Raw genomic sequence first — 24,332 nt, forward strand, 5'->3', positions numbered from 1 at the left:
CTTGGAATCCTCCTACGAATGGTAACTCATAACAAGGAAATTATATAAAATCTTGGACGATTCCTTTGCTTCGAGCTCGATATAAATATAAAAATCCTTTATCTGATAGTTTTTCAAGAGCACTTCTTTTAATAGACATATAATTGACAGCAACATCTACAGTGGTTGCTACTCCCACTAACATTCCTACTGTCGATGGAGAAAAAGTATCCATCTTGTATCCAGCGATACCAGCAAAAGTTGAAAGCATTGTAGGAGACTTAATATTAATGATTGATCGTAAGGATGATAGGAGATAGTTAATTCCTGATCCCCTTAACATTTTAATTGTCTCTCTAGTCCCTTTTTCCATTTGTTCCTTAAATAATATCGTATACTCTTTAAGTTGATGTTCAGATTCTACGTTACTTATTTGCTGCTCATAATTATTTAAGATAGTTCTAAAAGCTAGTAGTTCATCTCGATATTTTCTTTTAAATTTAATAATGTCTTTGTAAGAAGTGTCTGGACTTGGGACAGGCAATATGTTTATAGACAGATTAATTACCGGCTCGATTTTACTAAATACAGGCTCTTGTGACTTCCGAATATCAGAGTAAATCCGATTGACTGTACTAGCCTTATCAGTCCCAATTACCGTATAGTTTACATCTGCCAATGCAATATATTTAGCAAGAGTTGCCATGTATATCTCCGCAAAAGTTCTTTCTAATAACAACCAGTCTCCTTCATTATTTTTCACGAATCTATCTAACCCTAAAATATTCGAAAGCCTATATGTCAATTTATCTCTATGAATACTATATGAATCCTCTTCACTAATATTGAAGATTCCCCTCTTAGATTTACGTCCGTGTTCGTTATTCTTCTGTTTTTGAAAATATTTATATTTTCTAATCATCTCATTCTCAAACTCAGTAAAAATTTCATGATTCATTAACTCATCTGGAAATATAGGCCGATACTGGTCCTCATAACTTAAAAATTCGAGTAAATAATTATTATTCCAAGCCTCGTATTCGATTTCTCTCGGAACGATTGAGCTTACTTCATCCCAATATAATAGAGATTTTTTTAACCAAGTCCCATCAGGAATGACAATGCTCGGATAGTATAATATCGTCCTTCTCATCGTATATCTCCTTTTGCAAGAATCCAACCACATTATTTTATCCATTTTTTCCGAACTACTACCTGATTCGATTTTATTCGACATTATCCTTTTAAAAAATTGAATTCAATAAATTTACAGCACCGAAGTCACACAATCTCCCCCTACCTCGTTATATGGTCAAATCCAAACGAGGAGCTGATTCGCATGAAAGAACGAACATGTGTGATTGTCGGAGGCGGTTACGCAGGTATCCACGCACTAAAAACCGTTCGCGATACGTGCAAAGGACGTCCGATCCGCTTCATCTTAATCGATAGAGAGCCTCATCACCTTCGCAAAGTCCTGTTGTTCAAACCAGCCGCTGCCAAAACAGATATCTCGATTCCGCTAAAAAGCCTGTTTCCAGAGGGCGTCGAATTCGTCCAAGGTACAGTCACCTCAATCAAAGGGAAGGAGAAGACCCTCTTATTCCGGAACAAAAACGGCGAAGAACAGGCGTTGCCCTATGACATGCTCATCCTAGCAGTAGGAAGCGTCATTCGCCAACCGGAGCCAGAACAAGGCGGCATCGCTTTGACGGGCATTGAGTCGGCCGAGGCGATTCGGGATAAGTGGCTTGCCAACATGCGCCAAGCCGTCCATGAGAAGCAGCCATCCGAACGTGAGCGATTGTTGACGATCGCCGTTGCGGGAGCGGGTATCAGCGGGATGGAGACCGCTACGGAGCTGGCTTTTGCTATGCGCGAGGAAGCGAAGAACCTCGGCATTCATCCTGATGAAGTCAAAGTCTATCTCATCAACGCCCAAAACCGATTGTTTACGGAAGGTTCTGCCAAAATGGGGCGCAAGCTGGAGCATGCACTCACGGATGGCGGCGTAATCATTCTCCATGGTCAAAAGGCCCTTCATGAGCGGGACGGAATGCTGATGCTAGCCAATGGGCGCACCCTTGCTATCGGGCTGTGCGTCTGGTCGCTCGGACTCTTGCCCAATCCCGCATTGCGCAGCATGGGCTTGCCACTGACCACATACGGACAGGTGGTCGTCGATGAATCCTATCGTGTAGCGGGAATGCCGGGAGTGTACAGTATTGGCGATTGTGCACACATCGTAGATCCAGCCAGCGGGCAAGCGGACACGATGACATGCAGGGAAGCCTCCGGGCAAGCGATACGTTTGGGCAAAATTGTACTGGCTGACTTGGATGGAACCCCTGCCCCCACACACAAAAGCTTCATGGACATTTACTGCGTCGGACTCGGCCCTGAACGCGCAATGGTTTGGACGAGAAAATGGGGACTCGATATCATTTTGACAGGGAAATTGGGGTGGAAGCTTCGCCAGCTCACATGGAATATTGCCAGCATGATAAAATAGGAAAAAATAGGGACGTACGAAGACAAAAGAGGAAGTGACACAGCCATGGAGGCTCTGTACAAACAATACAAGGGGCTCATGTTCCGCCTCGCCTATCAGATGCTCGGCTCGGCCACTGATGCGGAGGATATCGTGCAGGACGTATTCGTGAAGGCCCATGATGTCTCGCTGGAACAGATGACCGAACCGAAGGCCTACCTGTGCAAAATGACTACAAACCGTTGCCTCGATTTGTTAAAATCGGCCCGCAAAAAACGAGAACGGTATACTGGACCATGGCTACCAGAGCCCATCTCTACCCCTGATGCAGACAGCTATGATTCTGTCATTACCAAAGATTTGCTATCCTACGCGATGCTCGTCCTGTTGGAGCGACTGTCTCCCCCAGAACGAGCGGTATTCGTCCTGCGAGAAGCCTTTGACTTCGAATATGACGAGATTGCCGAGCTGGTTGGAAAAACCGAAGCGAATTGCCGCAAGATCATTAGTCGGGCTAAAAAGAAAATGGGGATTGACCCAGAGGAACCTCATCTCACCCCAGAAAAAGAGCTCGGTGAAGAATGGATCGGCCGTTTTCTGTCTGCGCTGGAGCACGGAAATGTAGAAACATTGCTCACTCTGCTTGCCACAGATGCAGTCATGCTCTCCGACGGCGGCGGCAAGGTCACCGCAGCCCTGCATCCGATTTTGTCTGGCGAACGCGTGGCTTCCTTCTTACTCGGCATAATGCGCAGCTTCTCGAAGCGTCCAGATTTCTCTGTAGAGCTCGCATCTTTAAACAACCAAACCGGGTTTGTGATCAGACTGGACGGCAGAATCGACACCGTGGCGTTTTTGCATATCGAACAAGGAGTCATTCGTAACCTCTACTTTGTCAGAAACCCTGATAAGTTAAGATTCATAGTGTCGTAATCGGCTCCTTCCCAGCAAACGAATCACACAAGAATCTCACAAACAAAACCCTCTTTCGTTTCATAGTGAAGGAGGGTTTTGTTTCGCTTCATTCGCGTTCTAAAAAAGTGTGGTCAAAATAAGTTTTGAAATTCGGATACAAAAAGATCAGTGATTCTTTCAATTCGTTGCGTTCTGTATTTTCTTCATCCATTTCAAACAAAATTTCATGGTCAATTTCATAGATTCCACACTTCTCTTCATCCAGACTTTCTTGTAAATCGATACATCGTAGTTTGCCGTACTCCGCATCCCATGAAAAAGGAAGGTAACCTAGCTTGCAAAGCAATGGATTGTACATATCCTTTATACGGTCGAATGGCTCATCCATCCCTTGTTCAGGAATGACGTCGAAATAATGATGGTAAGTAGAAATGAAGGCTTTATACCACTCCGGAAATTTTAGCCCAAATTCTTCTTCGAGCGCAGCCACATCATCGTGACTTACGCTAGAAGGAACCAGCTTCCATCTGGACCATTCTTCATCAATATCAGCTACCTTCATGACATCAGGGACGTCTGGCCGCATCCATCTGCAAAAGCCTTCCTCTGTCACTTGGTTATATCGGGCATAGTAAGCTTCAAAACCATTCTTGATATACGCTTTTCTATCCATATGGTAAGTCTCCTTTTTCCTATAGGAAGTCAGTTTCTCCATAATCGCTTCGTCTCCACGAGTACTTCATCCTGAAGTTCCATTTTGTAAATATCAGGCTTGGATGTCGTCAATAAAAAATCCAAGTCGTACTGACTATCAAAGTACCCCATCATCAATGTCATAACGGCACCATGCGTTCCGATTGCAACCTTCTGCCCCCTGTATTGCTCTAAAATGTTTCGGAACGTTCTTACCACACGATTCCGACAAATGGTGATCGACTCTCCCCCAGGTAAAGAAAAGTCTGGCTCAGTAAACATCCTTTTTACTAATGGATACAATTCGCTATCAGCCATGATTTGATTGTTTCCGATAAAAACGAGTTCTCTCAGCTCTTCAAAAACGACGATCTCTTTCCCTACGGACTGGGCTAGTTCTTCTATGGTTGCCACTGCCCTTTTATATGGACTTGAAATGAACGCATCTATCCCCTCGTCTTTTAACAATTGAGTAATGATACGTGGAAACTTTTTATTTTCCGCCTACATCCTTCCTGCAAATATATTACAACAAAAACCCCCTTCCCGGTTTTCACCAGAAAAGGGGGCGCTCTTAGATTTTGAACCGATGCACGATTTCTTCCATCGTCTGCGTCAAGTCGACATTTCTCTCTGAAATAGCAGCGACCTGTTGGTTGTTATCCGCAATAATGCGAGATTGCTCTGTAATCGCCTCTACACTGTGGGCACTTTTCTCCATCGAGCTCGTCACTTGCTCCACGACAGAAACCACACTGCTGATTGTGGAATTCAACTCTTCAAAAGAGGCATTGAATTCTGCCAGCAACGTATGGAAACGGTGTGCATCCAAATTGTACTTCTCCGATGTTTCCATCATGCTATCATAGTCAGGACTGACCTGCGTATCGATGAAATCCAATACGCTCGACGAATGAGTCGCCAGATTGTCTACGGATTCACGCGCGACCTGGATAATGCGTTGAATATCAATCACGACCTCAGACGATTGCGTCGCCAGTCTGCGTATCTCATCCGCTACGACAGAAAACCCTCTACCGCTGTCTCCCGCACGTGCAGCTTCAATCGCCGCATTCAATGCCAACAGATTCGTCTGCTCAGAGATTGTGAGTATCGCCTCGGCCAACAGGTTGATTTTTTCCATCGATTCTTTCGAGTCGGTGATCGCAACTTCTGTTTGTGCCTTTACATTCATATAGAGCTCTGTCGTCATTTTATCCGCAGCCAATGCATGTTCCCGCAAAGCAGTTGCTCGCGAGCTGACATCCTGTGCGGTCGCAGCCGCTACTTCTGTTCTTTTCGTAATCGAGTGAATGATGGTCTCCATATCATTCAAGGTCGCATTCATCTCTTCTGTGGCCGCCATCGTCTCCTGCATATGGGCGAGCAAGATGCCCGTAGCCTCCGCGGTTCCGCTGGACTGCTCACTTACTTTGTTGGTAGATTTCTTCGCGCTTTGCGCATTTTCAGAGACCGAGTGAGACACGGCTGCCAGCTTGCTCACGACCTCTCTTAATTGCTCACGCATGACAATGATCGACTGTGCTGTCAATCCTATCTCATCCTGCGTGCCCTGCTCGTTTACCGCCATTTTTTCCCGCAAATCAAATTGGGCCGTCTGCGTAATGATCTCCCTCATTTGATCAATCGGGCGGGTAATCCAGCGACTCAGCAGGAAGGAAAGAAGCAACGCTCCTGCCACGGAACATACCAGCTTCCAGACAACGGACTCTAGATTGTCCGCCAGCTTCTGGTTCAGCTCTGTATTATCATACACAATCTTGATAACACGTGAGCGGCTGAGATCATTGGGATCTTTGCCTAGCTTGTACGGGACGAGGCGATAAGTGAGATCTTTCTCTTCTGTTTTTTCATGAAACTCTCTGATTTCTTGTGCTTGGTATGCTTCCGTAAAAATCGGCAAGTGACTATCGATCACCCGCAAGGCTTTCCCGTTACTTCCTGTTCTCCCCAAAGCGTAACCATCGTGGGAAAAGACCAGAATGTCTTTAACCATGTCGTATTTCTCCGTGATTGCCTGTGATACAGCCAAGAAATTAAAGGTCTGGAAAAGAGCGCTGTCCTGCAAATTCACACTGACTTCAAACAGGTACTTCTGGTCAAACGTAGGGAGATAAGCGAACTTTTTAATTTGACCTGTATTGACGGAAACCTCCATGCCATCAGAAGAAAACTCAGTTCCATCGATCCGCTTTTTCAACAGCTCCGTAAAAGCCCCAGCATTGCTGAAATCAAGCCCAATATCGGTTTTGACGCTGGAATGAACGACCTTGATATTTCGGTCAATGATGAAAATATCCATTCCATACTGCTCACGCAGGGCTGCATAGTCCCACGACCCCACCGCTGGATTTTGCCGATAGTTGTTCGTTAATACTTGCAGTGTTTGCTGCATGCGGGTTTCCATGTCTTTCTCAAAAACACCGTATGCCATATCCACATTTTTCACTGCATTCGTGACATGATCCTCTACCAACTGGTACTGTATCGCTTGGTCAGAAATAATATTCGCCTTGAACTGAACATAGTCAATAATAGACAACACAATGGCTACCAGCATCGTAAATAAAGAAATCATCAAGGTAAGCTTAGTACGAAAAGACATCCACATTCGTTTCATAAGTCTGCTCCAAGAAGTTTTATTTTTTTAACATAACTTAACATAATTTACCACATCTTAACTTGTCAATCCTTTCATGAATTTACTGTATTTTGGCAATATACGCACTAAGATTTACCATTAACACCGTGCTTATAGTGTCAATGAACACCGTATGAACTTATGCCCAAAACCGCACTGCACCGCCATTTGTTATGTTAAAATCGGCTCGAACAAAGATGTGCAAAACGTATGTAGGAGGACACCCACATGCAAAATCGTCAAAATGAAATTATTATTCCTGAAAATCCTGTTTCACACTTCCTGTTCACCAGCACCAAATCGGCTGCGATCTGGTTACTCATCAGATTGTATGTCGGCTATGCATGGATTACTGCCGGATGGAAAAAAGTCCAGTCCGATAGCTGGACTGGAGATGCGGCTGGCGGCGCAATTCAAGGGTTCGTAAAAGGCTCCCTGGCAAAAGCAGCCGAAGGAAAGGACGTAACGGGGTGGTACGCCTGGTTCTTGGAAAATATGGTATTGCCAAATGCCAAGGTGTTCGGCTTCCTCGTTGCTTGGGGTGAGGTACTCGTCGGACTCGGCTTGATCCTCGGCTGCCTGACAGGGATCGCAGCGTTTTTCGGCGGCTTGATGAACGTCAGCTTTCTGTTCGCAGGAACGGTCAGTACCAACCCACTCCTTTTTGTTTTTGCCACTTGGCTCGTTCTGGCTTGGAAGGTTGCGGGCTGGTATGGTCTTGATCGCTGGGCGCTTTCTTATCTCGGAACACCTTGGACGAGAAAATCGCGCGATGGTGTTCTGCCGATGAACAAGTAATCCTTTCTTTAACTCTCTAATGACAAAAGCCACCTTATGCGGGTGGCTTTTGTCGTCCCTTCAGCTAAATAGTTAATGAAGTAACGGACAAATTGTATGAATTTATTCCGAGAGGCAACCGAGATTTCTAGTGAATATTTATACATTGTGTTGAATGACTGTCTGATTGCTGTGCATTATTCTTTTGAGGAACTATAATTTTCTTATTTTTCAAATAATTTAAAAGGAGGACTGTATGAACAAGTGGCTACTAGGCATTTCCACTGCTGTTTTGTTGTTTAGTCTCTCAGTCGGCTGTAGTTCGAAGCCCGCCGATAATATCCAATCCCCTCCAGCGGAAACCACTGCAAAGCCTACTACTTCAGAGCCAATGGTCTTGCAATGGAGCATTACCGGGGAGCCGTCTACGATGGATGCCGGCATCGCAACAGATTCGACCTCCATGGACATGATCAATCTCACCTTCGAAGGACTGACCAGCGTCGACCGTCAAGGCCAGATGATCAACGCCATCGCAGAGAGCTACACACACACTCCTGACTTCACTCATTTTACTTTTACCATTCGAAAGGACGCGAAATGGAGCAATGGCGATCCCGTTACTGCTCACGATTTTGAGTACGCCATCAAGCGCAATCTCGACCCCAAAACCGCTTCCGGCTATGCGTATCAGCTCTTCTATATCAAAGGGGGCGAGGATTTTTATTCTGGAAAAGGCAAGCCAGAAGACGTCGGGGTAAAGGCAAAGGACGACTACACACTCGATTTCATCTTGCGCTCACCAACACCGTTTTTCCGCGAATTGACCTCATTCACTACCTACTACCCGCTTCATAAAAAGACCATCGAGAGCAACCCCCAGTGGGCAACAGAAGCCAAAACAATTGTCGGCAATGGCCCGTTTATCATGGATACGTGGGAGCATAAATCCAAGCTCTCCTTCAGCAAAAGCCCTACTTATTGGGACAGCGCCAACGTCAAGCTAGATCAGATCCATATTGTCATCATCGAGGATAACAACACCGCCCTGTCCATGTTTGAAAATGGCGACCTGGATTGGGGAGGCTACCCTTCCTTTGGCTTGTCGCCGGATGCGGTCGGACAGATCAAGGAAGAGGGCAAGCTGCTCGTCGCAGATAACCCCGGCACCAAAGCCGTCATCTTCAATACAGAGAAGCCCCCGTTCACGAACAAAAAAATTCGGCAGGCGTTTTCGTATTCGATCAACCGACAGCAATTGGTGGATAACATCCTACAGACCGGTGTTCCGCCCGCTTATGGCTGGGTTCCCGTTTCCATGGGGTTGAATCCAGACGGCTACTTTAAAGAGGATGTGGCGAAGGCGAAACAGCTTTTGGCGGAGGGCCTGAAAGAGCTTGGGCTGACTCAATTCCCTAAAGTCACGTACTACTACGACACCGGAGAAACGGACAAGAAGCTGGCGCAAGCACTCCAGGACGAGTGGAAGAAGACATTGGGGGTCGACATTGACATTCGCACCTCAGAATGGAAAGTGTTCAACGAGGATGTCCAAAATGGCAAATATGACTTTGGTATCTGGCTATGGGGAGCCGATTTCAACGACCCGATCAATTTCCTCGAAATGTACAAGGATTTGGGTGGCAACAACGTCGTTCGCTTCGACAACAAGGAATACCGCGATCTGCTCAATAAGAGCTACTATGAGACCGACGAGCAAAAGCGCAAGCAACTGATGTTTGACGCCGAAAAAATTCTCATGGAAGAAATGCCACTGGCACCGCTGCACTTCCGCGGTAATGCTTATGTAAAAAACGATAAGGTGAAGGACTTTGTCATCTTCCCTCTCGGCGGTTCCTACTTTAAATACGCGTATATTGAAAAATAATAGAGCGCGGGCATCCTTTCTATGCGAATCAGATAGAGAGATGCCCGCGCTTCCATCATAAATACCGAGCGATCATCCGAACTAACTTTGCAGGGAACTCATGTAAATTGGTAATATCCAAAAATCTTTCATTCCCATAGATATCGCTAATCACATCCTTGTCTTGACCGATTGCGGCTGCAAGAAAGGTAACCCCTTTTCGTTCATACTCCTGTATCGTCTGTTTCATATCTGTAACCGCATAGCTTCCGGTATAGTCATCCATTGCTTTCGGTTGTCCGTCACTTATGCTAATCAACAGTTTTGTCTTTTGGGGGGAAGCCGCTAATCGTTCTGCCATAATTCTGAGAGCCATGCCATCGCGATTATTGCTTCTGGCATGAATCCTCATTAACCGGAAGCGATCATTGGCATCCGCTTTATCAAAGTCGGCATAGGCAAAGATCGACATTTGCTCCAATCTGGAAACATCCGCCGTATCACCGTAGATTAAAATGGGGATATGACAAAGCAGACAATATTCATATACGGCGATCACTGCTCGTTTTGCTGCTTCTAATCTCCCGTAAGCTGACATCGATGCGGATTCATCGACCCTAAGACCAACCACAAGAGAAGGGGATTCCGTTGGAGGTCGTTTCTTCGCAAAATACTTGTAATCCCTGTAAGCAACACTGTCTGCTTGAAATTTGCTGCCATAGTAACGATTCCTCGCAAAGTCGGAAGAGATCTCATGTTCCAGATACGGAAGTGTCTTTCTGGCAATCTCTTGCACGATCGGCATGAGTCCCTGACAAAGACGAGCATATTCCTGTTGGTTTTCCTCATCGTAGTCTGGACGGTGAACGATGAGCTTTACTTTTTTATGAATCGAATCGGAAATGACCTCTCTTGCATCTCGATTCAGCTTTTTACGGAAATCGCGTTCCTTTTGTTTCGCTTCCTCTGACATGGATTCAGGATTTGCCTGATGATATTTAGGAGAGCCATCTTCTCCCAAACCTGAACGTTCCATATGGGTAGCATCATCAGAGACACGGGAAGAGCTTTCGTCACTATCGGCAGATTTTTTCAATGCGATTCCCTTTTCCTCTCCACGGTTGTCTTTGCCAAAATCAGTGTCGTCTATATCTCCCCATGTCCTGATCTCTACGGCGTCGTCAGATTTTCGTTTTTTTTTAACTCAATCTCGGCTTCTTCCAAGCTGGCAAACAAACCATGATTTTTTAGTGCTTCTTCCAAAAGCTTTATTTCTTCCGAGTCGGTTGTTATCTTGTAGATGACCTTATGATAAAGGGATTCTTTTGCGGAAGCTCCTCCGGCAATCGCATCTGCCCAGTAGAAAAAGGAACGCATTCCAGCCACGCCCTTGATCGCATTGGCTCGTGCTGTTCTGTCTAAAACCATAATCATGTCCGCTAAAATACCCAGCATCTTTCCATCTTGAAAACCGGTTTTGGCCATTACACGTTCGATCATGATTTCTTTGGTCGGCAGGTCCATCTTTTCCGTATGCTGAACCCTGTCGCGTAGCGCTTCGTTTAACGGTCTGGTTCCCGCATAACTGCGGTTTGTTGTGATAACCGCGATGAAGTCTGGGTGCCTGCGTATGATCTCGGTGGGAAGATTGATGCTGCCATCCAGCTCCAAGGCAGAGTTTAATGCCATTAACACCGCAGCATCGCGAATAACGTTTGGCTCCTGGATTTCCAGCAGGTAACCCTTTTGATAAGCTCTGACGATTTCGGAAGGGTAAAATCGGTACTCAATCGCTTCGCCATCGGTGTTTTCCGCTGCTGCAAGCTTCAGTAATTGCTTCATCTTTAGGGCTGCCTGTTCCTGTGTAATTCCCAGCGCGTCCATTACAATTTCAGCTATGCTTTGAAAGCCGTCACTTTCATATAAAGCTTTCCATACCGTTTGCTCGGCAGGCTCCATTTTCTCTAGACGTTCAGAAGAAATTACCGGCAAAATAGCACCGATAATATCCGATTTATCCATATCAGCAAAACAAGTGACTTTCGTATACGGCAGCCCGAAATTAGCCGATAATGCTTTGGCTAGTTGTGTTTTACCAGAACCGGCGTCACCTTCTAACAGTATATTGGCGATTTTCATTTCCCCGCGATGCCAGTTGCGTTTGATTTCTTTACTAATGCGCTGTTCTTCTTCACTGACCTTATGGGTGGAGGGCTTTTTCCAAACAAGCTTTTTTTCTGCATCCGTCAACTGTCTTTCGGGTGACAAATCATATTTTTCATCCATCACATTTCTACTCCCCTCATAGCGCTGGGCCACTCTGATTTTTGCTCTTTTTCTCAACAAGAAGAGGAAGCAGCAAAGACGTACCGATTATAATCAAAACACCGCTGACCACATATACCGCAACCAGCGAGAACGTCTCCTTCAGATAGCCGGATATAAACATGCCAATCACCATCATCCCCATAAAAACAGGCATGACCGTACCAGATACCCGGCCAATAAATACCCCTTCTGTGTTCCGTACAAGTAGCGTCTGGATTCCGCTTTGAATACAAGGAAAAAAGAAACCGCTGATCACCAATAGAGCGATGGTTAGCCAAATCATAGTAGACGCGCCTATTCCCATCGTACAAACGGCCGAGACAAGTAAGCCTAACATGAGCAACATCTGTGGCCTCACCTTTTTCGCTATCCCGATTATGATAGCTCCTCCTGCCAGCATGGCTGCCCCATTGGCCATAACCAGCCACTGTAAAAATTGTTTGTCCTGTCCCAAATTCTCGATGACAAGGAAGATTTGAAGCGGCTGTGTCAGACCTGACGCCAATCCGACAGCGGAGAAAGTCAAACAGAGTGTTCGTAAGGAATGATTGGACCCGATATAGCGCAGCCCAGCCTTCAACTCCTTTATGAAGCCGCCAGAATCGTCAGACTTCGGTTCCTCCTCGTCACGGGGAAGCGTCGCTAATATAAGGGAAGACCCTAGGAACAGAACGGCAGTCAAAATCAGAGAGACTGTAATTCCAAACTGGATGAAAATAAACGTGCCGATGACCGGACCTAAAACCGTAAAGACAGCGACAAGCGTTTGGGACATTGCCATCGCGCCTTGCAGTTGTTCAGCCGGCACATGACGCTTGTACAGCTTCATGGCCGAGGGTTGGGAAAATTGAGACAGGCTGGCGGAAATAAATGTTCCGATGAGAAGTGCCATCCATCCACCATTCATGAGTGCAAGCAGCACAGCCCCGACGGACAGGGCAGACAGCAGATCGCTCCAAACCATTGTCCGCTTCGGCCGCCATCGGTCGGCAAAGGTTCCGCCAATTAGGCCGAATAGAAAAATGGGTGCGAATTCCGCAACCGAAATCAGTGATACATAAACCGAATTGTTATTCGTCAATTCGCTAACGAAAAGAAGAACGGCATAATTCCGGGTCCAAATCCCCAAATGCAGGAGCACGCGGGAGAGGACAATCGTTCGAACATAAACATTGGAAAACATTTCAATACCCCATATCCTTTAATAGTTTTGATAATGTGCGCAGACGTTCGCTGATCATCTCATCGTCATAGCTCAGCCCTTGGCTAAACAGCTTGATATCTTCATGAAGAGTCTCGTTATCCGTACATATCGCCACGTTCATTGCATCCCCTTGCAGGGCAACCCGGTCGATGACGGGCTCTTGCGGGTCATAATAATGCTCATATCTGTATGCGTCGCGAAAATGGGCCAAAGACCGACAAATCAGTATGGACATGTCAAGAACGCGATGGAGCGGCATTTCCTCCGATTGTTTTGACCATTCTTCTCCCGTGTATCTCCATACCTTGGCAGATAGATCAACCTTTCTTCTCGAGCTGCCCTCTGCCACTCCCAGAGAAAGTGCTTTTGCATCTGTGTTCCTGGCTAATCGTCCATCAACACGCTCATAGTTATCCGACACGACAACAGGCTTATGGTTCAAGTTCGTCGATATTTTCATTTTCTTTCCCTCTTTTCGTTTGATTATTGTTCTTTCTTTTTTTCCTGGTGGTATCCGCGCTCTCCGTACGGCTGGAGCTGGTCGAGCCATTTTTGTTCCAATTTTTTCAGCGCATCTTTTTCATCAAAGAATCCGTCTTCCTTCTTTTTCAAAACCTCCAACACTTCAAAGACGAATGCCTCTTCTCCGTACTCATTCCATTCCCGTTGAAGCTGCTTGTTTATATGCGAACCCATTTTGAGAGTGAACAGCTTTCCGTTCATCGTCTTGAGGTTGCGGGTGCCACTGATCCAGATTTTTTGGTTTTCGGTGTTTTTGATCTGATACACCCCTGCCTGCGTTTCCGATTCTTTATACAGTTGTTTCAGTTCTTCTCGATTCATCGTTTCTCCCTCACTTTTCAATAACCGAATTAAATAGACAAAATTAGTTTTTGTTTATTATTTAATAAACATAATGATCCATCGTCTTTTAATTGTCAAGTGCACAAAAAAACACCGGAACATGTCCGGTGCCTAATTGGGGTTGGGTTACAACGAGTACAAGGCCAATGAATCTCCAACAAACAATAGAGAGAAATGTCTATACTTAAGCTTGTTTAGCGAATCCTCTTCTATAGCGTTTTCACCATATAGTAGCGATCGTTTCCGCTACCATATTCCGCAATCCGTGTCTCGATAACCGCAAAGCCTGCTTTTTGATAAAGTCCGACTGCTCCAGTATTATCAGGGCTTACGGTCAGGCAAATCTGACGAAAGCCATCCTCACGCAACTGCTCCAGCAAATGGTTCAAGAAAGAGAACCCATACCCCATCCCTTTACGATCTGCTCGGATGTAATACCCATACATGTAGCACTTGTCCGGCTGACGGAAATCCCTCAAGAGCTGGCATACCCCGACAGGACACTCCTCCTCCGCTTCCATGAAAAGTGCAACGCAGCCATGTCTCGCGAGTGGCACGAGCACCCATTCATCAATCGCTCCATGTACGCCAAAAGCCTCCTGCTCCATAGCCTTGATCATCTGAAGCTGGCTTTCTGTCAATGTCTCAACGATTTCTACGCGCGTATTTTGCATCCCAGTCATCTCCCTATACGGGTTGCCGCCTCGCTCCGATGACTTGTTCTGACTTAACCGTTATGTCGGCAAGCACCGCTTCATCTAGCTCTACACCTAAGCCTGGCTGATCTGACACGACAATCTGACTTCCGTGAATCGCAAGCTGAGCCACATCCCGCGAAATGATCGTAGGTCCTGCCAGCTCGTTGGAAATGATGTTTTTCTTCGCCAAAGACAAATGTGCACCGGCTGCACTGCCAATCGAGGACTCCAGCATCGAACCAATCTGGCACTCCATCCCGGCCATTTCCGCCTGATTCACCAATTTGAGAGCAGGATAAATCCCTCCACTTTTCATCAGTTTGATGTTTACTTTATCTGCCGCTTTCTTCGCGATGACTTCCCGCATTTCCTTCGTGCCATGCAGTCCCTCGTCTACCATAATTGGAATCGTTGTTTGCCTGCGGATTTCCGCCAGCGCATCAAGATCATCTGCCAAGACAGGCTGCTCCATCCAATCAATGTGACAATCCTCGAGCTGTTTCAATACAAGCAAGGAGTTCGCACGGTTCTCCCACCCTTGGTTGGCGTCCACCCGCAGCCCTACGTCAGGGCCAACTGCCTCTCGAACTGCCCGGATTCGCTGGATATCTGTCTGAAGATCGGCTCCCACTTTTATTTTGATCGTGTCATACCCGGCTGCCACTGCTTGCCTAGCTTCAGCAGCCATGACTCCTGGCTCCAAAATGCTTAACACATAGGGGAAGGAAAGAGTCGTGTGATATTTTCCTCCCAAGAAATGATAAACAGGTTGACCAGCCGCCTTGCCCATCAGATCATAGCAGGCGATATCGATGGCGGCTTTTGCTGCTGGTGCTCCCCAAACAGCCTGGTTCATCTTCTCATGGATTCTCTCGATATCAAACGGATTTTCACCGATCACAACAGGCGCCAGGTTATGAACGAGCATCGTATAGGTAGACTCCCACGTCTCTCCGGTCACATTTTGATCCGGTACCGCTTCGCCTAGTCCAACCAGGCCATTGTCGGTCTCCACTTTTACAATAATGGACGGCATATCCTCATAAGAGGCGTACGCGATAATAAATGGGCGTTTTAGCGGCAACCTTATGGCATGAACCTTTACAGACGTTATTTTCATACTCGACTACCCTCCGTAGCTACTACTCGTGGAATGATTCGATAATAAAGGGACATGGCATTCACAGAGCCATCTTCGCCTTTTACAAAGCCAACTGTCAGCTCGCTTCCCTCTCTATCTGTGATAAATTGATGCTCCCCAATTGGTCGCAATAGGTAGTTTAGTTGTTTTCCACCAAACGCATCCGACGTTTTATCTATCATCATCAGGACATCCTCTACCATATATACGATGATATCCACTCCTTCCCCACTAACGTATCGACCGACATACTCTTCTAATTGGACAAGAGGGACACTGTATGTCTCGAATTGGTACTGTGGCGTATTCAATGGACGCCCTTCTACGGCATGAAGTGCTGTCAGAGTGGCTTTTTCGACGGGGCTTCCGATCAAATTGGCCAAGGCCATGGATGTGATACCCCGTTCGGGAACAATCGCTAAATGGGCAGCGACACCTTTGATCGCTCCACCGTGCTTGATCAAGGTACCCCCATAGTAGTCGGGTTGAATGGATAAGCCATACCCGTAATACCTGCTGTAGCTGTTCTGGACATGCGGATAGATCATTTGTTTGACGCTCTCCTCGGATAATATTCGTTCCTTGCCCACACATCCGCCCGTACGGAAAATTTCAGCGTAGTTCAACATGTCATTCACTGTTGAATTCAAATGCCCCGATGCGGCTACGAGTAGCCCATCCTCCCAATTTGGATCAGGGTAAATCTCAGATACGCCATTGCTCTCTTTAAAATGATAGATGGTCGTTACATCCGGTAGGTGTGGCAGATCGCTTAGAAGGAAGGTGCTGCTCTTCATGTCTGCTGGTTCTAAAATATGCTCTTTAACATACACGTCATACGATTTCCCACTCACTCTGGCAATGACCGCTCCCAGAAGAGAATAGCAATCATTCGAATAGCTGAACAATTGTCCTGGAGAGCCCACCAGCTCATATTCCGCCAGGGCAAGAGCTTCCATCAGCTCTTCGAACGTGTAGATTGGTTTCTGGTACTCCTTTTTCAAGTAACGGTGTATCGGGTTATCCTCGTCAGCCATGTCTTCGAGCATGGAGTTGCGAATCGCCAGGTTATCAATGGGCAGCGGCGGTATGCCCGTCGTGTGCGTCATAAAATGGTGGATCGTCATCTGCTCCGTCTTTTGACGATCCGGAGTACGAAACTCAGGGAGGTACTTGATCACCGGATCATGAACAGAGAGCTTTTTCGCTTCTTGTAGCTGCATGATCGCCATGCATGTAAAGGACTTCGTAACGGAGGCCAAACCCATCACGGTATCAGGAGTGATTTCGAGTTCCCTTTCCCGATCCCGGTAGCCAAAGCTTTTGCGAAACAGGCTCTGCCCATTCAGATTCACACCCATGACGAAGCCCGGAACTCTGCCTTCCTTCATTTCTCTTTCAACCAGTTGCTCCCACTCTACTGACCAGCCTTGCTGTCTCATTTCTTCCACCTCTTTCGAATGTTGTCATACCATGCCCTACTCGTTCACCCACATGTCCTGAATAATCAAGGATGCCAATGGATTTGGCTTGACGCCTTGAATCCGGTTACTGACGACCACGAATGTCTTTGCGGAATAGAGCGGAATCCAATAAGCCTGTTCCACGACTCTTTTTTGAATGTCTGCAAAAACCTGCTGCCGTAGCGCTTGATCCGTTGTCGTTCGTCCTTTATCTAGCAGGCTATCGAGCTGTTGATCACTGAGGCGAAAGAAATTCAAGCCCCCGATCTGACTCGAATGCAGTAACAAGTGCAAAATATCTGGATCGACGCTGCCATGACTCATTGAGAACAAATCGAACTCGCCCTTCAGTGCCTGTTCAAGAGCTGTTGCTGATTCATACTTTTGGATATGCAATTCGACACCAATCTCTTTGAACATACTTTGCACCAACTGATGTCCGGGATTTGTTTCTTCGATGAGCATTGTCAGGCTGAGCATTTTTCCATCCTTTTCACTTATCCCTTGCGCGTTTGGTTTCCATCCTGCCTCTTCCAGCAGTTGTCTGGCTTGATCAGCATTGTACTTGTAGCCGTACTGCTCTACTGCCGCATCGTATCCGATCATCGTTGGCGGGATCGGTCCGTAGACAGGCACCCCCTCTCCTTGCAGATCTGCCATGATCAATGCATCTTTGTTGATCACCAGGTTCAGTGCTTTTCTCACGCGGACATCCTGCAAGATTTCATTTTCCAGATTCATCCCAATGAAGTACTCTGCAGGCTGCATCCCTTCCAACACCGTAAAATCTTTGTGATCCTTGTATTTCTTCGCGTCTTTCGGGGGTACAGTGGCAATATCAATCGTCCCACTGTCGAGAGCAGCCATCATGGTCTGGTTGTCTTGAATAAATTTCAGAACGAACTTGTCGGGTCTCACTGGTCCTTGATTCAGAGCAAAAGGAGATGCCCACTTATACTCGTCGTTTCGTACCAGTGTGATCGATTCGCCTGTTTTCCAGCTCTCGAATTTCCACGGACCTACCCCGACAGGATTGCGCCCCAGCTCATTTCCGTATTTGTTTCGTGCCTCTATGGAAATGGGTTGCTGGTAGCCGCCATATGATAAGTTAGAAAGTAATGAAGCGGAGGGCTTATCCAAATGAAAGATCAATGTGGAATCATCAGGAGCTGAAATGGATTTGATCGAAGATACGTCCGGTCCCGTAACCGGTGAGGCTGTTTTCGGATCGAGTGCACGTTCATAGCTTTGCTTAAAAACTTCTGCGGTGAGCGGTGTTCCATCATGGAACTTCACGCCAGGGCGTATCTTGAACGTCATGGTCTTGCCGTCTTCCGAGATCGTGTACGATTCAGCCAGATGCGGCTTCAACTCAAACGTAAAGGGATCGAGGATCAGCAAAGCTCCCCCCAATAGGCCCCCAACAAAATTTCCCGCTGGCAACGACGTCTTTTGCGGGTCCAGCGTATCTGGCTCTATCTGGTAGCCCATGGTGATCGTCCCTCCCTTTTTGGGCTGGGAGTTTTTTGCTGGTTGATTTGCTTGCTTCTCATCTGTAGCCGGAGCTGGAGCAGAACTGCAACCAACAATGGAAAAGACGAGTACACACATGAGTAAAACGCTGCGTATTTGGCCCTTTAAGCGTTCTGGTAGCATGTCGGGACCTCCTTTTTCGAGTCATTTCCATTCGACGTCTATTCGTGTCGTTATATAGTCGCTAATTAGGTCGGATTGCTTCTAGGATGAGGGATGTGGGGGTCCCGGGCTTCCTTCACAAACGGAAGTGCCGGGACAAGTTGATGTTAGATGAGGAGAATCATGGATGATTAAGCCGATACACAGCCCGCGGGCGTCCTTGCTGATACGGCTGTTCTTCTCCGACGACCTCTACGACCTGATGCTCGATCAGCTTTTTCAAGGTTCTTTCTGAGCTGCGGCGACTGATTTGGAGGTACTCAGCCAAATCGGAAGCGGTGAAGCGGTTATCGCGGCGAAGCTTGACAAACTGCATGATTTTCGTGATGGTAGCGACACTTGCGCCAGTCTTCTCCGCGATCTCCAGCACTTCCTTGTTCTCGCTTTTTAATCGGAACGTCTTCGATTCGGTGTTTAACGGACCAATCACTTCTTTTTCATCCGTTACCAGATACGCACTGCTTTCCTTTGTTTTCTGGGCATGATAAATCGCAATGCGTGCATTGGCTTCGGCCTCTTTCGCGGTTAGGCCAAAACCAAACCCGATGACAATCGTCACTTTGGCAAGCAGATCGACATTACCCAATACTTGCATGATCTTCCCAGATTCAATCATTTGCTCGATGCTGCCTCTCGTGCCATAGATGATGAACTGATCCAGTCCCCATTTTTGAATGGAAGCATCAGTCTCTTTGACGAGCTCCAGCAGCTCTTGCAGCAAAATAATCGTCGCATCCTGCCATTGTGTCTCTACTGGCGGACCATCATTTTGCTGGATCGCTACAATTCCCACAGCGATCTGCGAGTTTTTGCTAATTTTCAATTGACCATAAGCAACGGCTTGATTGACAGCATCGCGAATATTCTTATCGGGACTGACAAGCGATACGGAAGGAATGTTCATCTCACGCAATCGTCTGTATACATAGTCAACGCCAGTCAGAGCAAAATGGCTCTTTTTCTGTTCCCAGCGCTCCTTGTGGAACTGGATAATCTCCTCTACGTCAAATCTCGTCCCGCCTTCTTCAATAATCTCACTGTAGTCTTTTACATACCAAGGCGTAGAAGTAATGCCCAATTCTTCAGCCACCTTCTCAATATACGCCGCTTTTGGCAAATCTATCGAGATGCGGTCCAGTCCTCCCGGTACGTTCAGCAAGGTATGAAACAAAGAGAGGGAAATGGTATATTCATCGATCGGGATGTACACAGCAGGCAGCTTCTTTTGCTCTACCTTTTCCTTGGCAAAAAAATAAGGAAGTGGGCCAGCAAAAAGCAGCACGTCGCAGTCATGGATTTGATCAAGCAACGCAGCGCTCTCTTTGGGGTTTTGGTATGTATACGAAGTCAGTTGAATGTAATCGATGGATTGGGTATGTTTCAAGATCCTTGGCAAAAATTCTTCCGAAGAGATTACTGCTATCGTAATGGTCAATGTTCCACTCCCTCATCTCTCTATGATTTCCACACGTCCTTGAACACGCGGATGAAGTTTTTGCCCAAAATACGCTCAATCGCTTCATCCTTGTACCCTCTTTTGGCAAGGGCACGCACAAGCTCTGGAACCTTGGTATGTCCTTTTACGACATCAAAATCTTTGCGTCCTGCTTGGATAAACACATTGGGAGAATCATATTTCATGAATGGCTCGATGATGTCCAGACCCAGTCCGACGTGTTCAACTCCAACCAGCTTCACGATGTGATCGACGTGGTTGATCAAGTGCTCGATATCAGCCTGGTCGTCTGTGTCCGCTACGAACAGATTGACGCCATTGATGCCGATTACGCCGTTGGTGAATGCGATCGCCCTGATTTGTTCATCCGTCAGATTGCGCATGGAGCCCGCTAATGTCCGACAGTTGGAATGGGACGCGATGATGGGCTTACGTGCTACCTCGATTAAATCCCAGAAGCCTTCGTCATTCAGATGGCTGACATCAATGATGATGCCCATTGCTTCTGCCTCTTCGACGACGCGGATGCCGAACTCGGTGAGCCCGCCCTTGCGCCCTTCCCGTACTGGACTAAAATGACTGCCATCTCCAACGAAGTTCCGCCTGCTCCACACGAGACCCAAAAGGCGCACGCCCAGCTCATAAAAAACACGGAGCATACTCAGATCATTATATAACGGTTCCGCACCTTCCAGAGAGAGCACAAAACCAATTTTCCCCATTCGCTTCGCAGTCTCGATGTCGCTCACACTTTTGCAAACCATGATTTTATCAGGTGATTCATCTACCTCTGCGTGCAACGCGCTGATTTGTTGCAGTGCTTTTCTCAAGCCCATCTCCGGCAGGAATTTGTTGTCGATATAAATCGCTGCGACAATCGTCTGCACCCCGCCCGCCACAAAATCAGGTAAGTAATCCGATTCTATTACGTTTCTCCTGCCCTGCTCGCGTTGAATAGCGACATCCAGCAAAAGGTCAAAATGTCCATCGATCATGTGTGTCATACCTCATGCTCCCCCTGTTATTTCAGGTTTTCCGGGTTAAGTGGTGCAAGCTCCGGTAAAAGAAAGCGTCCGTCTCTGCGAATCAAGTGGTCATCGAACCAAATCTCACCGCCACCGTACTCCGGGCGTTGAATCATGACCATGTCCCAATGGATGTTCGACTTGTTACCATTGGATGCCTCGTCATAGCATCGTCCTGGGGTAAAGTGGAAGCTGCCATCGATTTTTTCATCAAATAAAATATCCTGCATAGGCTCCCGAATGAACGGGTGGACCCCCAAAGCAAATTCCCCAATGTACCGGGCACCTTCATCCGTATCCAAAATGTTGTTCAAGCGCTCCGTGTCATTGGCTGTAGCGTTAACGATCTTCCCGTCCACAAACTCCAGCCGTACCTTTTCAAAGGTAAAGCCTTGGTAAGGCGAGGGCGTGTTAAACGATAGGACACCGTTCACCGAATCGCGAACAGGGGCCGTAAATACTTCACCGTCTGGTATGTTGTAGTGCCCCGGACACGGAATCGCTGGAATGCCTTTGATGGAGAAGGTCAGCTCTGTGCCAGGTCCCGTGATTTTCACGCGGTCAGTTCGCTCCATCAGCTCCTTGAGCGGCTGCATGGCTTTTGCCATTTTGGCATAATCCATCGTGCAGACATCGAAGTAAAACTGTTCGAACGCTTCTGTACTCTTATTTGCCAACTGCGCTATGGAAGGCGTCGGATAACGGAGATAGACCCATTTCTTTTTGAGACGCACGATACTTACTTCTTTGAAAAAGGATGTAGCCAGCTTCATCTGCTCATCAGGGACATCAGACACTTCATTAATGTTCAGCCCACCCTCGATGATGATGCACGCTTGCATTTTTTCCATTCGCTCTTTGTCCATCTCTGCCTCTAAACGGAATTGCTCCTCTGTTCCCGCTAGTAATAGCTGACGGCTTATCGAGGATTCACGCAGGTTCACAAAGGAATGTCCACCTGCTCGCGAAACTGCTTTGACAAGCTCCTTTATCAGGGCGGCGTCCACCTCCATCGCATCAATCAGCACGTTATCTCCTGGTTGCACATTCGTAGAGTAATTCACCAGAACATTCGCCAGCTTCGTAAGACGTGGGTCCAACATCTATCTATCACTCCTGCTCCTTTATTTTTCATAGAGATGACAGGCAACCAGTCTGCCATCTGTTTCTGTAAATGGAGGGGCTTCTGTCTTGCAAACGTCCATGCACGCCCAACAGCGCGGGTGAAACTTGCAGCCCTGCGGCGGATTGGATGGAGACGGCAGATCACCTGTTAACATGATCCGTTCTTTTTTCTCGTCAGGATCCGTGATGGGAATGGCGGAGAGAAGCGACTGTGTGTAGGGATGCATCGGCCGTTGAAACAGCTCTTCTTTTTTCGCCAGCTCAACCACTTCTCCCAAGTACATCACCGCTACCCGATCGGCGATATGCTCGACGACACTCAAGTCATGCGAGATAAAAAGATACGTGAGCGAAAACTGCTCCTGCAAATCCTGAAGCAAATTGAGAATTTGCGATTGGATCGATACATCCAGAGCGGACACAGGCTCGTCAGCTATGATGAGCTTTGGCCTGAGCATCAAGGCGCGAGCGATCCCGATTCTTTGCCTTTGTCCTCCGGAAAACTCATGTGCGTATCGCGACAAATGACTTTTGTTCAAACCGACGATCTCTAGCGTCTCTTCGACCATGGCTGCTCGCTCGCGCTTTGGGATACCATGGGCAATCAATGGCTCTGACAAAATGTGCTGGATCGTCAGCTTTGGATTGAGGGTATCAAATGGATTTTGAAACACCATTTGCATATCACGCCGCAGCTTCTGCATGTCTGCCTTCTGTACGCTGCGGATATTTTGACCCTCGAACACGATCTCGCCGTCTGTCGGCTCGATCAAGCGCAAAATACATCTGCCCAGTGTCGACTTGCCACAGCCTGACTCTCCCACGATTCCCAACGTTTCACCTGCGTTGACAGTCACGTTCACTCCATGAACGGCATGCACGTAACTCGGCTGCTGGAACCACCCCTTGCGGACAAGGAACTTCTTATTCAGGTTCTTCACTTGCAAAAGAGGTGTCTTCATCCATTCACCGCCGTGCTTTCCCTGTTCTCTTGATACAGCCAACAACGGCACTCCGACTGTTGATCCACATCCAGCAACGGGGGATTTTGTTCCAAACAGACAGGCATCACCTTCTCGCATCGCGGAGCAAAGCGGCATCCCTTCGGATAATGATCGGGAGTCGGCACACTTCCCGCGATACTGTGCAATCTCTTCTGGCCTTTCGCATTATGTGGCGTCGATTTGATCAAGCCCATGGTGTACGGATGCTTGGGGCTGCGCAGCAGCGTGCGAACATCAGCCGCTTCAATGACCTGCCCGGCATACATCACCAGTACCCGGTCACATGTCTCGGCGACGACGCCCAAATCATGCGTGATCATGATGAGCGACATGCCCAGCTCTCTTTGGATTTTTTTCATGACATCCAATATTTGCGCCTGGATCGTTACGTCTAGTGCAGTCGTCGGTTCGTCCGCTATCAGCAGCTTTGGATGACAAGCAATCGCCATCGCGATCATCACGCGCTGTCGCATCCCCCCTGACAGACGATGCGGGTACTCGTGATAGATTTCATTGGCACGTGAAATGCCTACCTGCGTCAACAGCTCGAGCACTCTTTGTCTCGATTGGACTCGGTTCATGCCCTCGTGCTTTTCCAGCCCTTCGCTCAATTGCTTGCCGATGGTCAGTACGGGATTCAGCGAAGTCATCGGCTCCTGAAAGATCATGGCGATCTCTTTTCCTCTGATCTTCTGCATCTCTTTTTCGCTATAGCGCAAGAGATCGGCTCCGTTCAGTTGAATACGGCCTGCAATGCTTCCGTTTTTACCGAGCAAGCGCATCATGGATAGAGAGGCAACGCTTTTTCCACACCCTGATTCTCCAACGATCCCGACTGATTCACCTTTTTTGACCTGCAAGCAAAGATTGTCCACCACCTTGAAAGCCCTTTCATTTTTTGAAAACGTGGTAGTCAATCCTGTCACTTCCAACACGTTTGTCACG

21 protein-coding genes and 1 pseudogene are annotated in these 24,332 nt (G+C 47.3%); 4 read left to right on the forward strand and 18 right to left on the reverse strand.

Annotation, left to right across the window (positions count from 1 at the left end):
- Positions 1-40: 40 nt before the first annotated feature.
- Positions 41-1,132 carry a DUF6236 family protein gene (locus ASG16_RS06920; RefSeq protein ID WP_056495462.1) on the reverse strand — a complete coding sequence of 364 codons (1,092 nt, stop codon included), beginning with the start codon at positions 1,130-1,132 and terminating at the stop codon, positions 41-43.
- A gap of 186 nt (positions 1,133-1,318) precedes the next feature.
- Between ASG16_RS06920 and ASG16_RS06925 the strand changes: the two genes are divergently transcribed.
- Entirely contained in the window at positions 1,319-2,491 is a 1,173-nt protein-coding gene (locus tag ASG16_RS06925; RefSeq protein ID WP_056495459.1) for an NAD(P)/FAD-dependent oxidoreductase, read from the forward strand.
- A 45-nt stretch (positions 2,492-2,536) separates the two neighbouring features.
- The gene (locus ASG16_RS06930) at positions 2,537-3,403 is read left to right on the forward strand and encodes an RNA polymerase sigma-70 factor (RefSeq protein WP_056495456.1); all 867 of its coding nucleotides are present in this window, start codon (positions 2,537-2,539) and stop codon (positions 3,401-3,403) included.
- An 88-nt stretch (positions 3,404-3,491) separates the two neighbouring features.
- Here ASG16_RS06930 and ASG16_RS06935 read toward each other — a convergent pair whose 3' ends face one another.
- The 3 genes and pseudogenes from ASG16_RS06935 to ASG16_RS06945 all read right to left on the reverse strand — a co-directional run bounded on the left by ASG16_RS06935 (position 3,492) and on the right by ASG16_RS06945 (position 6,719).
- Positions 3,492-4,058 (reverse strand): SMI1/KNR4 family protein, encoded by a 567-nt coding sequence (locus tag ASG16_RS06935; RefSeq protein ID WP_056495453.1) that lies wholly within the window; start codon positions 4,056-4,058, stop codon positions 3,492-3,494.
- A 29-nt stretch (positions 4,059-4,087) separates the two neighbouring features.
- Positions 4,088-4,561, reverse strand: a pseudogene (locus ASG16_RS06940) (histidine phosphatase family protein); the annotation flags it as partial.
- Between the two features lie 91 nt (positions 4,562-4,652).
- Complete coding sequence (locus tag ASG16_RS06945) at positions 4,653-6,719, reverse strand: methyl-accepting chemotaxis protein (protein WP_056495450.1); 2,067 nt, start codon at positions 6,717-6,719, stop codon at positions 4,653-4,655.
- 249 nt (positions 6,720-6,968) lie between these two features.
- Here ASG16_RS06945 and ASG16_RS06950 point away from each other — a divergent pair, with 249 nt between their 5' ends.
- Positions 6,969-7,538 carry a DoxX family protein gene (locus ASG16_RS06950; RefSeq protein ID WP_048034850.1) on the forward strand — a complete coding sequence of 190 codons (570 nt, stop codon included), beginning with the start codon at positions 6,969-6,971 and terminating at the stop codon, positions 7,536-7,538.
- Between the two features lie 235 nt (positions 7,539-7,773).
- Positions 7,774-9,405, forward strand: a complete 1,632-nt coding sequence (locus tag ASG16_RS06955) for a peptide ABC transporter substrate-binding protein (protein WP_056495447.1) — start codon at positions 7,774-7,776, stop codon at positions 9,403-9,405.
- Between the two features lie 55 nt (positions 9,406-9,460).
- On the opposite strand, the gene ASG16_RS06960 is transcribed toward ASG16_RS06955, so the two are convergent.
- The 14 genes from ASG16_RS06960 to ASG16_RS07025 form a co-directional block, all read right to left on the reverse strand.
- Positions 9,461-10,480: a vWA domain-containing protein gene (locus ASG16_RS06960; RefSeq protein ID WP_056495445.1), complete on the reverse strand. Its 1,020-nt coding sequence runs from the start codon at positions 10,478-10,480 to the stop codon at positions 9,461-9,463.
- Positions 10,481-10,554: 74 nt separating this feature from the next.
- A complete protein-coding gene (locus tag ASG16_RS06965; protein ID WP_056495442.1) occupies positions 10,555-11,670 on the reverse strand; it encodes an AAA family ATPase in 1,116 nt (371 codons plus the stop codon).
- A 16-nt stretch (positions 11,671-11,686) separates the two neighbouring features.
- Complete coding sequence (locus ASG16_RS06970) at positions 11,687-12,895, reverse strand: MFS transporter (protein WP_056495439.1); 1,209 nt, start codon at positions 12,893-12,895, stop codon at positions 11,687-11,689.
- Position 12,896: 1 nt separating this feature from the next.
- The gene (locus ASG16_RS06975) at positions 12,897-13,376 is read right to left on the reverse strand and encodes a DUF6530 family protein (protein WP_056495435.1); all 480 of its coding nucleotides are present in this window, start codon (positions 13,374-13,376) and stop codon (positions 12,897-12,899) included.
- A 23-nt stretch (positions 13,377-13,399) separates the two neighbouring features.
- Positions 13,400-13,759 carry a GIY-YIG nuclease family protein gene (locus ASG16_RS06980; protein WP_048034856.1) on the reverse strand — a complete coding sequence of 120 codons (360 nt, stop codon included), beginning with the start codon at positions 13,757-13,759 and terminating at the stop codon, positions 13,400-13,402.
- Between the two features lie 230 nt (positions 13,760-13,989).
- Positions 13,990-14,454, reverse strand: a complete 465-nt coding sequence (locus ASG16_RS06985) for a GNAT family N-acetyltransferase (protein WP_056495432.1) — start codon at positions 14,452-14,454, stop codon at positions 13,990-13,992.
- 13 nt (positions 14,455-14,467) lie between these two features.
- On the reverse strand, positions 14,468-15,598 hold the full coding sequence (locus ASG16_RS06990; protein ID WP_056495429.1) for a mandelate racemase/muconate lactonizing enzyme family protein: 1,131 nt from the start codon (positions 15,596-15,598) through the stop codon (positions 14,468-14,470).
- Positions 15,595-17,061 (reverse strand): serine hydrolase domain-containing protein, encoded by a 1,467-nt coding sequence (locus ASG16_RS06995; protein ID WP_056495428.1) that lies wholly within the window; start codon positions 17,059-17,061, stop codon positions 15,595-15,597. The genes ASG16_RS06990 and ASG16_RS06995 overlap by 4 nt, the downstream gene beginning before the upstream one ends.
- A gap of 36 nt (positions 17,062-17,097) precedes the next feature.
- Positions 17,098-18,738, reverse strand: a complete 1,641-nt coding sequence (locus ASG16_RS07000; RefSeq protein WP_056495425.1) for an ABC transporter substrate-binding protein — start codon at positions 18,736-18,738, stop codon at positions 17,098-17,100.
- A 160-nt stretch (positions 18,739-18,898) separates the two neighbouring features.
- On the reverse strand, positions 18,899-20,212 hold the full coding sequence (locus tag ASG16_RS07005; protein ID WP_056495422.1) for a helix-turn-helix domain-containing protein: 1,314 nt from the start codon (positions 20,210-20,212) through the stop codon (positions 18,899-18,901).
- Between the two features lie 20 nt (positions 20,213-20,232).
- Positions 20,233-21,237, reverse strand: coding sequence for a dipeptidase (locus ASG16_RS07010; protein ID WP_056495419.1), 1,005 nt, complete (start codon positions 21,235-21,237; stop codon positions 20,233-20,235).
- 17 nt (positions 21,238-21,254) lie between these two features.
- Entirely contained in the window at positions 21,255-22,361 is a 1,107-nt protein-coding gene (locus tag ASG16_RS07015) for an aminopeptidase (protein ID WP_056495416.1), read from the reverse strand.
- A gap of 21 nt (positions 22,362-22,382) precedes the next feature.
- Positions 22,383-23,345 carry an ABC transporter ATP-binding protein gene (locus tag ASG16_RS07020; protein ID WP_056495413.1) on the reverse strand — a complete coding sequence of 321 codons (963 nt, stop codon included), beginning with the start codon at positions 23,343-23,345 and terminating at the stop codon, positions 22,383-22,385.
- Positions 23,342-24,331 carry an ABC transporter ATP-binding protein gene (locus ASG16_RS07025; protein ID WP_056495411.1) on the reverse strand — a complete coding sequence of 330 codons (990 nt, stop codon included), beginning with the start codon at positions 24,329-24,331 and terminating at the stop codon, positions 23,342-23,344. Before ASG16_RS07025 ends, ASG16_RS07020 begins: the two co-directional genes overlap by 4 nt.
- Between the last annotated feature and the right edge of the window lies 1 nt (position 24,332).

It is taken from the genome of Brevibacillus sp. Leaf182 (genome assembly GCF_001423865.2).
Classification (GTDB): domain Bacteria; phylum Bacillota; class Bacilli; order Brevibacillales; family Brevibacillaceae; genus Brevibacillus; species Brevibacillus brevis_C.